This window comes from Natrinema salsiterrestre (genome assembly GCF_029502005.1).
GTDB lineage: Archaea > Halobacteriota > Halobacteria > Halobacteriales > Natrialbaceae > Natrinema > Natrinema salsiterrestre.
This window is the reverse complement of the sequence record NZ_JAMQOT010000002.1, coordinates 38,206-51,133: the sequence shown is the minus strand read 5'-3', so window position 1 is coordinate 51,133 and position 12,928 is coordinate 38,206. Positions and strand designations below refer to the sequence as shown.

Here is a 12,928-nt window from a genome sequence, read left to right as displayed (position 1 = left end):
GGGCTCGCAGGAGCGACCGGGACAGTTAGTCGTTGGGAGTCGAATTTTCGATCGTCGCGTTTGCCGGCGGATCGAACGCGAACCGCTCGTCGTCGACTCCAGTATTAAATCGAACCGACTCGAAGCGCTCGGTCATGACGATGCGCTCGCCGTCGGGCTCCTCGAAGACGACCCGCTCCTTGAGCGGGTACTCGTACTCCGTATCGACCCACAGCGTCTGCTCGACGGCCTCGAGGTCGTCGCTCGGATCGCTCGTCTCGATCGCGTAGACGTACTCGGTATCGCCGACGATCGCCGAAACCCCCCGCTCGACGGTCTCGTTTTTCGCCTCGACCGCGAGGACGTGGGCCTCGCGGTCCGCGATCCGTTCGGTGCCGCGATACTCGAGGTCGTACAGCTCGAGTTGTCGCTCGGCCTCGTCGGCCCGCGCGGAGCGGACGTCGTCGCTGTCGAACCGCTCTTCGGCCTCGTAGTAGCTCGCCGTCCCCGACGCCGCGTCGTACCACCACGACCCCGAGGCGTTCGAGCCGTAGATATCCCCCACCCGGTCGGGCTCGGAAGACTCGAGCACCTCGCTCCGGTAGTCGACGTAAGGTCGCTCGAGGACCCGATCCACTTCGGTAATCGTCTCGCTTCCGTTCGTTACCTCGGTCGTTCGCTCGCCCTGCACGTCCTCGAGATCCTCGGCGTGGACGAACGCCCCCTCGAACACCGCCTCCGGATCGGGGGTGGACCGATCCGGGTCGGGATCGGTTACGGACGGCTCGAACACTGCACAGCCGCTCAGAAGGACGCAGACGACGAGTGCGGTGAGAACGGCAGCGGACCCTCGAGATGTCATTGAAGAACCAATTCCGGGCGCCGACAGTAATAGTTTCTCTTCTGACTTTTGTGGATGGATCCGAAGCCACCCGGCACGCAACCTCTGGCCGGGAGCACGGCTCGAACGACAGTGAGAGCCGTGTGACCCGGGGAAGGGTAGGCGATTACCCGTCACGACCGCGAGCGAAGCCGTGCGCGGCGCGTAGCGACGCGAGAAGTCGAACGGCCGAAGGCCGTGAGACCGGGTGAGCGAGCGGGCCGACGACTGATGTGGAGTGACGCGGAGCGTCACGGAACGGAAGGAGGAGTGTCCTCGTGAACGGAATGAACGAGGGCTCGGAAGACGCTTCGCGTCTTCCGGTGCTTTTAATCGAAATTTTGTCGAGCGAGCAAGGCGCGTAGCGCCGCCGCTCGCGCAGAACAAAATTTCGTTATGTATGAATGCGGACGGCCGCAGTTGCCCGGCGTTCCGGACGGGGGAATCTCGGTTGCCTTCTCCACCCCGCGACCCGTCGAGCGACAGGTGTTCGGCGGTCCACTGCTCGCTTCCGCGCCTGATGGGCTGTCGCCGACTAACCACGATGGGTCGTCCCTGCGGACGGCCATCGTGGACCGCTGTCCCCGACGGACGAGGCTTCTCTGTTGGCTCCCGAGGCCCCGGCCGGTCTGACCGGACGCCCGCGGCGTTCGGTCCCCGCTAAAGACCATAGCGCGGGTAGTGAGCAGGGCCTAACTGCCCGACCTAGTCCATCCCGTCCTACGCGGGTTATGCTTAAGGACCTTTCGTCTGCCGAATCGCTCGAGGGCGGGGCATCGCTCGACCGGATGGAATCTCGTCACCTCGAGTCCCACCGGCTACCGATCGGGCCGAGGATCGTTCGCCATCGCGAGACGGTTTCGTCTCGGAACCGACTCGGCCGGCGTCGGGCCCCACCGTCTTTCTTCGGGATGGTGAATTTTGGGAATTGCAATCTTTTTTCGAATATATATCGTAGTGTAGTCCACTAATCCTTTGCAATTGGGTAATCATTCGAGCGAAAACTATTATATCGTTCGACCGGACTCCGTAGAGTGAACGATGAGACACCGACTCCGCGATACGGCCGTCGACCGCCCATTTCTCGACTCCCGGTCGAGAGACCGTTGTGACCGTTCCGGTATCCGACAGCGGACCGTCGATCGAGCGGTCGGCGCCCCGCCAGTCCGATGACGATGGCGGATTTCGACGGGTCCCTCGCGGAGCTCCCTCGTGGTCCGGAGGGACTCGCGACCACCGACGACGCGCTGGCACGGCTCCGGGAGCGGCTTCCCCGATTCCTCGAGGAACGGGTCGCCAACGCCGGTGCGGACCGGCTCGTCGTCGGGCTCGACGGCGGCGTCGAGACGGCGCTGGCGGCGACGTTCGCCGTCGAGGCCGTCGGGCGGGACCGCGTGACGGGGCTCGTGATGCCGGCGTTCCTGAGTCACGAAGCGATCTCCCGAAACGCGGAGGCGATCGCGACGTCGCTGGGTATCGAACACAGACGCCTGCAACTCCAGCCGGTCCTGGCCGCGTTTCAGGAGACGGTCGGTGGGTCCGACGGGCCGGCGGACGATCTGGTCGCGACGAACAACGCGCTGTCGCGGCTTCGGATGGCGTGTACGTACTACGTCGCGAACACGACGAACGCGCTCGTCGTGGGAACGGTCAATCGGACGCAGTTCCTCCTCGGCTCGTTCACGAAACACGGTGAAACGGGCGCCGACTGTCTCCCCTTCGTCAGCCTCTTTCGAACCGAAGTCGAGGCGCTCGCTCGAGCCGTCGGTCTCCCCGAGGAGTTGACCGTCGAGACGTCAGGGTCGCCGCTTCACCCGGGCGAATCGCCGGCGGCGGCGGTCGGCGTTCCACCGGAAATCGTCGATCGGATCCTCGGCGCCTGCGTGGACCGCGGCGTCGACACGGCGACCGCGGCCGAACGGACCGGCGTCGATCCATCGACCGTCGAGCGACTCGCCGAGTGGTGCGATCGAACCCGGCACAAGCGTCGCTACCCCGTGACGCCGGCGACGGACACCTGAGAGCTGGCTCCCTCGAGACGGACTGACGATGGAGCCGGCGGCCTCACGGGGTCGAACGCCGCGGTCACTGGACGACCGCCGCCGGCGGGTCGCTACGCTTCGCCGCCGGCACCCTCGAGCACATCACCGACCTCATCAGCCGCGAAGTCGCTGCCGACGTCGGACGAGACCTCCTCGAGCGGTCGTTCGAAGTGCTCGCTCGTCAGTTCGATCGCTTCGACGTCGCGTTCCTCACCGGTCGCCTCGGCGTGGACGTGTTCGCGGACGGCGATCGTCGCGGCCTCGCGGCAGATCGCCTCGACGTCCGCGCCGGTGTACCCGTCCGTTCGGGCCGCGAGTTCGTCGAGATCGACCTCGTCGGCCAGCGGCCGGTCGGCGGTATGGATCGCGAAGATCTCGCGACGGGCGTCCTCGTCGGGCTCGCCGACCGCGACGTGGCGGTCGAGCCGGCCCGGTCGGAGGAGCGCCTCGTCGATCAGTTCGGGGCGATTTGAGGCTGCGATGACGACCACGTCCTCGAGTTCCTCGAGGCCGTCGAGTTCGGTCAGGAGCTGGGACACGACGCGCTCCCCGACGTTGGAGTCCCCGACGCCGCTGCCCCGCTCGCTCGCGATGGCGTCGATCTCGTCGAAGAAGACGATCGTCGGGGCGTTCTCGCGGGCCTTGCTGAAGATTTCGCGGACCCCCTTCTCGGACTCGCCGACGTACTTGTCGAAGAGTTCGGGCCCCTTGACCGAGATGAAGTTCGACCGGGACTCGTTGGCCACCGCCTTGGCGAGGAGCGTCTTCCCGGTGCCCGGCGGCCCGTACAGCAGGACGCCCTTGGCGGGCTCGAGCGCCACTCGTCGGTAGGCGTCGGCGTGCTCCATGGGCCACTGGACGGTCTCGCGCAGGCGCTCCTTGGCCGACTCGAGGCCGCCGACGTCGCCCCAGTTCACGTCAGGGACTTCGACGAAGACCTCGCGCATCGCGGAGGGTTCGATCCCGCGGAGGGCGCTCTTGAAGTCGCCCTCCGTGATCTCGATTGCCTCGAGCGCCTCGGCGTCGATCTCGTCTTCCTCGAGATCGAGTTCGGGTCGGACTCGGCGCATCGCGGTCATCGCGGCCTCCTTCGCGAGGTTCTCGAGGTCGGCGCCGACGAAGCCGTGCGTGTTCTCGGCGTAACGCTCGAGATCGATGTCCTCGGCCAGGGGCATGCCGCGGGTGTGGATCTGCAGGATCTCCTCGCGGCCCGCGGCGTCGGGGACGCCGATCTCGATCTCGCGGTCGAACCGGCCGGGACGGCGCAGCGCGGGGTCGATCGCGTCGACCCGGTTGGTCGTGCCGATGACGGTGATCTCGCCGCGCTGCTCGAGGCCGTCCATCAGGCTGAGGAGCTGGGCGACGACGCGCCGTTCGACGTCGCCCTGGACGTCCTCGCGCTTGGGCGCGATGGAGTCGAGTTCGTCGATGAAGACGATCGCCGGCTCGTGCTCGGCGGCGTCCTCGAAGACGTCGCGGAGCTGCTCCTCGCTCTCGCCGTAGTACTTCGACATGATCTCCGGCCCGGAGATCGTCTGGAAGTGAGCGTCGATCTCGTTCGCGACTGCCCGCGCGATCAGCGTCTTGCCGGTTCCGGGCGGCCCGTGCAGCAGGACGCCCTTCGGCGGCTCGATACCGAGCGCTCTGAAGAGTTCGGGGTGGCGCATCGGCAGCTCGATCATCTCGCGGACCCGCTCGAGCTCGTCGTCTAAGCCGCCGACGTCCTCGTAGGTGACGTCCGGCGGCTGGCCGTCGGGTTCGCCCTCGCCTTCGAGCGGGCCGGTCGCTTCGACCGAGAGTTCGTCGCCGCCGCGTTCGGTCACTTCGACCTCGGTCTCGCCGCTGACGACGACGGAGCCGCTCGGTTCGGTGTCGACGACGGTGACCGGCAGCCGCCGACCGGAGCGTGTCGAGAGAAGCCCGAAGCCGAGCGACAGCGAGAACGTGTCGCCCGAACTGACGGCTCGCTCGGAGAGTTTCTCCGTGAGGTACGAGCCGACGTCGCCCTGAATGCGAACGTTCTCGGGCAGCACGAGCGTGACTCGCTCGGCCGGGTCGACGTCGGCCGCTTCGACGCTAACTGGATCGTCGATCCGAACGCCGGCTGCCTGCCGGAGCTGGCCGTCGATGCGGACGATACCCCGACCCGTATCCTCGCTCCGTCCCGGCCAGACGCGCGCGACGACGCGACCCTCGGGGCCCTCGATCGCGACGAACTCGCCGCTCGAGACCCCGAGCTCGGCCATCGTCTCGCGGTCGATCGCGGCCAGGCCGCTGCCTGCGTCCTTCCGTTTGAGCGGTTTCACTCGGAGTCGCATGGCTACTGTGTAGTGCGTCGTGTGGACGTGATCGATGCCGTTCGTCGACGCGTTCGAACGCACGAACGACGAACTCAGGACAGGAGCCGACCGGTCGACGCGCGCGAGTCGAACGGTCGACGGGGAGGTAGTTCACCCGGCAGCGCCGGGGACCGGTTCGTCTCCGGTGTCGATGCTGGGATTCGGGAGCCCCGCGTCAGGAAGGGTCAGCCCTCGAGCGGGATCTCCTTTCCTTGCGTGGTCGAGTCGGACGTCGGCAGCCGGACTTCGAGGACGCCGTTCGTGTACTCGGCGGCGATCTCTTCGTCGTCGATCAGCTTCGGGAAGCGGAACCGACGGTGGTAGGTTTTCTTCCGGCCGCGACTCTCGTCGGCGTGTTCGGCGGCGACGTTCAGAATGCCGTCGTCCCACGCCAGGTCGATCTCGTCCGTCTCGAAGCCCGGCATGTCGATCGTGAGGACGAACTCGTCGTCCTCTTCGTACAGCTCGTAGTCGCTGCCACCAGCGTCACCGAAGAGTTGGGAGGGCAGGTCGAGGCCTTGCATCCATGTGCTCGGTGGACTCGCTCGCACCATGGCTGTTCACCTCGAGTTCAGTAGATGATTGTCCACGGTTCGTAATAAATTTGTCGAATCTTGTTAAGACATGGCATACTATTTCCGGCCCCACCGACCACAGCGGAGGAAAAGGCCCATTAGTACGCCAACACATCGTTCGCGTATGGGACTCGGCAGCACTGCAAAGAAGATTCAGACCCTCTCGGATCGGGCCGAGGCGATGTACAAGCAGGTCAAGAAACTCCAGCAGCGGGTTACGGGGTTAGAAGAGAAGGCCGACGAAACCCACGAGACCGTCACGCGACTGGACCATCAGCTCACCGAGCAGCGGGCGCTCCTGCTCGCGATCGCCGACGAGCAGGGGATCGACGGCGAAGAGATCCTGGCGGAGGCGGCGATCGACGAGGCCGAACTCGAGGACGAGACGGACGCCGAGAACGCAGACACGACGACGGCGGAATCCGAACCGGCGGCCGAGGCGAGCGAGACGACCGCCGAGTGACGGATCGGTTCTACAGATAGCCACGATCGTTCGGGCAGCACACCGCGAGCGTTCGTACCGTGGATCACGACGGCTGCTGGTGCTCCGAGCGGAACACTCGATCTCCCCCGTCAGTATCAGCGCGAGTGCGTATTACAACCCCCCCACCTCACACTCTCGGTGAGTGCAGCGACCCGAAAACACGCCTTTGCCTACTGGTATCACCGCTCGGACGGGATCGGGAGGGCAAAGGCTAACAACGGAGGCAACATTTGCCAGCACGATGACGACGCACGAGGAGCCGGTGGATTCGGTACTGGAGACGATCGGTCGAACGCCGCTCGTTCGGCTCCAGGACGGCCCCGACGCGGTCCCCGTCTACGCCAAACTCGAGTCGTTCAATCCCGGCGCGAGCATCAAGGATCGGATCGGCCGCTACATGCTCGAGCGGATGCTCGAGCGCGGCGACCTGCCGCCGGGCGGGACGATTATCGAACCGACGGCGGGCAACACCGGAATCGGGTTGGCGATCGCAGCCGAACAGCTCGGCCTCGACGCCGTCTTCGTCGTCCCCGAGCGGTTCAGCGTGGAGAAACAGCAGTTGATGGCGGCGCTGGGCGGCGAGGTCATCAACACGCCGACGGACGAGGGCATGGAGCGAGCGATCGACCGCGCGCACGAGCTCGCCGCGGAACTCGACGACGCCGCCGTCCCCCAGCAGTTCTCGAACCCGCTCAACACCGAGGCCCACTACGAGACGACCGCACCCGAGATTTTCGACGCGCTCGACGGGCGCGTCGGCGCGGTCGTCGCCGGCTGCGGAACCGCCGGCACGCTCATGGGAATCGCCCGCTACGCCCTCGAGCGGGACCCCGACACGCACATCGTCGCCGTCGAACCGGAGGGATCGGTCTACGGCGATCTCGTCGGCGAGGATCGCGACGAAGGCGAGTACAAGATCGAGGGGATCGGCACCCACGACACCGCGACGAACGAACTGTTCGAACCGGAACTGGTCGACGCCGTCGACGCCATCGCGGATCGCGACGCCCACGCGGAACTCGAACGCCTCGCTCGCGAGGAGGGCCATCTGGTCGCCTCGAGCGCGGGCGCTGCGAGCGTGGCCGCGAAACGAGTCGCCCGGGAAATCGCCGCCGGGGAGCTCGACGTCCCCCACGAGACGGTCGTGACGATCTTCCCCGACTCGAGCGAGCGCTACCTCTCGAAGGGGATCTACCGGTCGTTCGAGGAGTGGGCGTCGTAGTCTCCGCCGGCGTCTCGACTCTCCCTCGGAGCCGTCGTCGCAGCCCGTTTTCAGGCGACGAGCTGTCGATGTTGGACCTTCATACACTTATCCTGAACGACGTCTCGGCCCGCGTCTTCCGCGCGGGCCGCCGCCTCGTCGTCGCGGATCCCCTGCTGGGTCCAGATGACTCTCACGTCGTCGCGCTCGAGGGCCGCGTCGACGATCTCGCTCACCTCGTCGCTGGGGCGGAAGATACAGACGACGTCGAGGCGGAGCTCGACGTCGGCGAGGGAGTCGTAGACCTCGCGGCCGAAGATCTCATCCGCGAAGGGGTTGACCGGAATCACGTCGTAGCCGTGCTCGAGCAGGTACTTCGGCACGTCGTGGGCCGCCTTGCCGGGCGTGCTCGAACAGCCGACGACCGCGATCGTCTCGTAGCCGAGGATCGCCTCGAGCTCTGCCGTAGTTTCGACTGGCATGTGCGAGCGTACGTGCTCGAAAAGTAAACGTCTCGGGGTCGGGGCGCGGTCGGTCGTGTAGTCGCCTCGAGAGCGGCGACTACCAGCGCCGGATCAGGGCGAGAGCCCGGCCGTTCGGATTTCGGGGTCCTCGCCGTCGACGGACTCCTCAAGTTCGATGACGGCGTCAAAGAGCTGTTTGAGCGTGTTCATCGTCTGGTCGTCGTGGGCCGTCGAGTCGATGACGTAGACGCCCAGGGCGTCGGCGCTCTGGATTCGGCCGGTGAAGACGTGGAGGAACCGGAAGACGGTCTGGAGGTCGGAGTACATCAGGAGCGTCGAGACCGAGTGCAGGAGGACGCGGTTCTCGCTGAGCCCGCGAGTCTCGTAGAACTCCTGAAGGAACTCCGAGAGCTTGATCCCGATCCCGGTCATGTCGACCGGCGACGAGGCGTACTTGATCCGCGGATCGTCGTCGATCGTCCCGATGCCGCGCTGTTTGGTCACGCAGTCGACGACGCCCACGTTCGGCTCGACGCCCTCGGCGACGTGCTCGTCGAAGCTCTCGAGGACCTTGTCCGCGCTGTCTTTCGTGGTGACGACGATCGAACCGTCCCCGCGATTCGCACCGCTGGCGAGAATATCGAAAGCGATCCGTCGCTTTCCCGTCAGGGGCGGACCCGAGACGAGTACGTTCGTCCCCGGATCGAGTTCGGCGTCCGGAAGGACGTCTGCGAGGTCATACATACGGGATACTCACATCCATCGCCGTGGCGACTCTATTGGTCGTATCACAGGCCACTCCGGCGTCCGGCGTGTTGTATGAGAATACGCGAAGCGGTTTATAGTACTTTTGATTACAAAACTCGGTTACGGACGTGATCAAAACGAACTGCTGTCGGTTATCAGTAGTGCACGACTCGGCATTCCAGCAGGAGCGAGTACGACAGTCTCGTATCGTCGGTACCGCGTTCAGCGTCGGTTCTCGAACGGACGAATCGGTACACTCTCGGTAGATGTACGATGAGGACACAAATCTCCCCACTCTGCCGGCAGGGAGTGTCACGGACTATCGGTGAGAGTGACGGTTCTCGACGCGCGATCGTCCGGCGTTGCGATCGTCACCGCGTGCTCGCCCGTCGCCATCCCCGCGGTGTCGAGATCGAACTGGATCCACCGCTGGGAGTTTTCGTGCAGGTCCACTGCCATCTCGTCCCGGTGGGTGCCGTCGACGAGGAACTCCACGGTCTTCGTCGTCAGTTCGTCGCCGGTGTTCACGATATCGGCACTCGCGTAGATCCGGTCACCCACCGCGGCCGACGACGGGCTATCGACGTTCCGAACCTCGAACGCGTTCGCCGACCCGTTCCCGGTGGAGACCTCGATCGATCCGGACGCGGTGTCGGTGCCGGATCCGACGGTGATCGTGTGAGACCCGGCGCTCAGCCCGCTCGTGTCGTACTCGAACGAGACGGACGAACTCGAGGACGGCGACAGCGTCACGTCCGTCGACTCCGCGATCGTTCCGTCCACGCCGAACTCGATCGTCGCGGTCCCTCCGGCGTCGCCGGTATTCGTCACGGTCGCAGTGACCGTAATCTCGTCACCGATCGTCGCCGACGAGGGGTGCTCGAGGCTCGAGACGTCGAAGGCCGCCGGGTCGCCGCTCCCGTCTGACACTGGTCGGAGCGGAATCGACGCTCGAGACTCGCTCGTGTACGCCAGTGCGGCCGACTGCGAAACGTCCGGTGGGGTGATGACGTCGAGCACCTGCGGCGCGTTGTCGTTGGCCGCGCCGCCGAAGGCCCACTCGCTCCGCTCGGGTCGAACTGCGCGGGTGTAATCGGAGTTCGTCCCGTCGTAGCCGACCACGAGCGCGGCGATCGACGCCGACGCGAGGTCGCCGATCGCGTCTTTCGGGACCTCGATGCCGATCTCCGAGCCCTCGACCGTCGCCCGTCCCGTCGCGAGTCGGTCGCCCGTCGCGTCCTGCACGCGGACGCCGTTCTCGCCGTCTGCGAGAATCCGGACGTGATACGGGCTCGCAAGCGTCGCGTTGACGCCGGGTGCGGCATCGGTCGAGCCGCCGGCGGCCGACGGGTCGCGGACGTAGAACTGCAGGTACTGCTTGGCGAACCCGGCGTCGAACTCCCACGGATTCGTCGGCTCGGTGGCCATCGTGACCGCGAACCGGTAGCTCGAGCCCCGATCCCGAACCGCGAGCTCGACGATGTCGAAATCGCCGTCCTCGAAGACCGACCCGGTCGGATAGGTGTAATCGCCGGGGCCGACGTCGTCGCCCACCGGGTCACTCCAGTGGAGGAGGCGCTCGCGCCGTTCGACGGTGACCGATTCCTCGCAGCGGCCGTCGCCGTCCGCGTCCGGGACGGAGACGGTGACGGTGTTGTCACCGATCGAAAGCGCGACGTCGGCGGAGAAGGAGCCGTCGGCCCCGACGGTCGGCTCGAGGACGTCGCCGGCGGACGTCTCGATCCGGACCGAATCCGCCTCGGTCGTGCCGGTGATCGTCGCGCTGTCGGCGTCGACGGCGTCCGGTGCGTCCACGGAGAGCGACGGACAGCCCCCCGGAGACGTGTCGAAGTGATCGGTGACCGCGGACGGCGTCTCCACGGGTCGACCGGCGTCGATGCAGTGGGCGAGGCGGACGAACTGCGCCGAGCACCACAGGAGCGGCGTCGCAGCGCCGGTTCCCTCGCCGAACGCCCAGTCGTAGTCGGTCGCCTCCGACCGGTCCCAGACCTGTTCGGAGACCATTCGGCCCTCGTTCGCGAAGTTCGCCATCGTCTCGAGGAGTGCCGTCGGCGAGAGGTCGCCGGTTCCGTCCGCGAGGAGTTCGTACTCCGCCCGCTCGCCGGTGAGGAACGGCCACAGCCGACCGACACCGGTCCCGTCCCAGGGACTGCCGTCGGCTTCCTGTCCGTAGCCGTCGTGACTGTACCTGTACCAGCCCGGCCCGTTCGGCGTGTCGACCCGGATGCGATCGTCGACCACGCGCAGACTCTCCAGAACGACCGGATCGTCCGCCGATCGGACGCCGAACCGAACCAGCTCGAGGAAGCTCGGATCCACGACCTCGTTTACGGGATGGGTCCCGCCGCCGTTCGCGAGGGTGACGCTCGAGCCGTCCGGGTCGTCGTCCGGGCTCACCCGGACGAAGTACCGGTCCCCGAACGGGCCGTCGTCCGAGACGGTCACCGACTCGAGCCGGCTCGAGAAGTCGTCGGCCGCGCGTCGCCAGCGGTCAGCGTCCGCGGCGCGGCCCTCGTGGTCGGCGAGTTCGGCCGCACAGACCAGCCCGGCGATCTGGGCGGCTATGCTCTGCGGGGAAAAGCCGCCGTTTTCCTCCCACCGTTCCTGTGGCGTCCGCGGTCCGTTGTCGGCCACGTAGTCAGCACCGAGCCTGACGTTTCGGTAGTCGTACGAGACGTCGCCGTCGCTCGGGGCAATATCGTGGCGCTCGAGGAGCTGGTAGGCCATGATGAGCGGGGAGGCGACCTGGTCCATCTGGACGGTTCCCCATCGCTCCGTCCCGTCGAACGTCGTGTTCTGTTTGACCGAGCCGTCGGGTTTCTGCTGGTACTCGAAGAGGTACTCCGTCGCGTGCGTCGCGGCCTCCACGTCGCCGGCGGCCTCGAGTGCCGTGAACACGTGGTAGAGGTCTCGCGGCCAGCAGTGACCGTAGCCCGTCCGCGCGGCAGAGTCCGCCGCCTCGATCTGCCCCCACGGGATCGTCGGCGCGGCGACCGACGCCCCGCGGAACTGCTCGTGTTTGCTCTCGCCGGCCTTCAGCGACATGAGACTCGCGTTGTACTGGGCGCGGAGGGCCGCATCGCTCGCGACCGACGCCGGCGTCTCGGTGGCGTCCAGATAGGACTGCCACCCGGAGACGTACGCCTCCCGTACCGACTCGTAGCCTCGAGAGAGGGCGTCCCGGGCCGCCGCGGTCGCGGCCTCCGTGTCCCCGTCCTGGGCGAAGCCCATCGCCAGCGTCGTCTCCCCGCCGCCCGAGAGCAGCCGGCCCGCGACCTGAACGTTCCCGCTCGCGCTGGAACTCGTCCGTGGGACGGTTCCCGACAGCAGGGACGCTATCTCGCCGCCGGCGGTGTCGGCGGTCGCCCAGTCGAACCCGCCGGCTGCGGTCAGCGCCGTCGCGACGTCGTAGGCGCTCCCGTCCGGTTTCGCGATCCACCCGTCGCTCGAGCCGGTAGCGACAATGCGCTTCGACTCGCCCGATCCCGCGACGTTCGCTCGATCGGCGTTCGTCCCGTGACCGAGGGCCAGGTCCGCCGCCACGTAGAGGTCGTACTCGCTCGCGGCGTCGAACGCGACGTCCGCGAGGAGGGCGTCACCGGATCGATCGGCGATGTATTCGACGGTGAGCGTCCAGTCGCGGTCGGGGGTGACGTCGTCCGTGATCGTCTGCTCGAACACGAGCGCGTCGTCCTCGACCATCGTCGCCCGCCGGTCGACCGGGTCCGCGTCGGTTCCGCCGTCCGTTCCGTCGACGTCGTACGTCCGAACCGCGTATCCGTCGCCGTCGGTGACGACGAACTCTATCGCGGTCGTGTTGACCAGATCGAGCCGCGGGAACCTGACCTCGGTGATCGCCCCCGCCGTGATCGTGTACCAGACCCGCGGGAGGTCCGCCATCGCGACGTCGTGGTCGTATGCCGTGACGAATCCCTTTCTTCGTCCGTGCGGCCAGTACGACGACTCCGCTGCCGTGAGAGCACCCTCCGTAACGCCGGTGAGCGACAGCCCGCCGGCGGCGGTGAGTCCCGTCATGAACTTTCGTCGTTGCATCCGACCGGACCTGCCAGACGCGTTTTATTATAAATGTTGAACGTTTTCATCAAATTTTATCCGTCGAATAGATTAACTTCTTTGACCGCGTGACCCGGCTGCATATATTCCCGGCGAGATCGCTCGGGACAGTGAGATCGACC

At 66.5% G+C, this 12,928-nt stretch carries 9 protein-coding genes and 1 other RNA gene; 3 read left to right on the top strand and 7 right to left on the bottom strand.

What is annotated here, in order from left to right:
- Positions 1-25: 25 nt before the first annotated feature.
- Positions 26-841, bottom strand: a complete 816-nt coding sequence (locus NDI89_RS05705; protein ID WP_277520552.1) for a LolA family protein — start codon at positions 839-841, stop codon at positions 26-28.
- A 422-nt stretch (positions 842-1,263) separates the two neighbouring features.
- Positions 1,264-1,575: signal recognition particle sRNA (gene ffs / locus NDI89_RS05700), an RNA gene on the bottom strand.
- A 453-nt stretch (positions 1,576-2,028) separates the two neighbouring features.
- Here ffs and nadE point away from each other — a divergent pair.
- Positions 2,029-2,880 (top strand): NAD(+) synthase, encoded by an 852-nt coding sequence (gene nadE / locus NDI89_RS05695; RefSeq protein ID WP_277520551.1) that lies wholly within the window; start codon positions 2,029-2,031, stop codon positions 2,878-2,880.
- Positions 2,881-2,972: 92 nt separating this feature from the next.
- Here the strand turns inward: nadE and NDI89_RS05690 are convergent, their stop codons facing one another.
- Both NDI89_RS05690 and NDI89_RS05685 read right to left on the bottom strand, forming a co-directional pair.
- A complete protein-coding gene (locus tag NDI89_RS05690; protein WP_277521297.1) occupies positions 2,973-5,219 on the bottom strand; it encodes a CDC48 family AAA ATPase in 2,247 nt (748 codons plus the stop codon).
- 206 nt (positions 5,220-5,425) lie between these two features.
- Complete coding sequence (locus NDI89_RS05685; RefSeq protein ID WP_345781966.1) at positions 5,426-5,794, bottom strand: Hsp20/alpha crystallin family protein; 369 nt, start codon at positions 5,792-5,794, stop codon at positions 5,426-5,428.
- Positions 5,795-5,939: 145 nt separating this feature from the next.
- On the opposite strand from NDI89_RS05685, the gene NDI89_RS05680 reads away from it, so the two are divergent.
- On the top strand, positions 5,940-6,278 hold the full coding sequence (locus tag NDI89_RS05680; RefSeq protein WP_277520549.1) for a DUF5798 family protein: 339 nt from the start codon (positions 5,940-5,942) through the stop codon (positions 6,276-6,278).
- A gap of 262 nt (positions 6,279-6,540) precedes the next feature.
- Complete coding sequence (locus NDI89_RS05675; protein ID WP_277520548.1) at positions 6,541-7,521, top strand: PLP-dependent cysteine synthase family protein; 981 nt, start codon at positions 6,541-6,543, stop codon at positions 7,519-7,521.
- 50 nt (positions 7,522-7,571) lie between these two features.
- On the opposite strand, the gene NDI89_RS05670 is transcribed toward NDI89_RS05675, so the two are convergent.
- From NDI89_RS05670 to NDI89_RS05660, 3 genes are all read right to left on the bottom strand, one after another.
- Entirely contained in the window at positions 7,572-7,982 is a 411-nt protein-coding gene (locus NDI89_RS05670; RefSeq protein ID WP_277520547.1) for a CoA-binding protein, read from the bottom strand.
- A 93-nt stretch (positions 7,983-8,075) separates the two neighbouring features.
- On the bottom strand, positions 8,076-8,708 hold the full coding sequence (locus NDI89_RS05665) for an RAD55 family ATPase (protein WP_277520546.1): 633 nt from the start codon (positions 8,706-8,708) through the stop codon (positions 8,076-8,078).
- Positions 8,709-9,023: 315 nt separating this feature from the next.
- Positions 9,024-12,785, bottom strand: a complete 3,762-nt coding sequence (locus NDI89_RS05660; protein ID WP_277520545.1) for a glucodextranase DOMON-like domain-containing protein — start codon at positions 12,783-12,785, stop codon at positions 9,024-9,026.
- Positions 12,786-12,928: the final 143 nt, after the last annotated feature.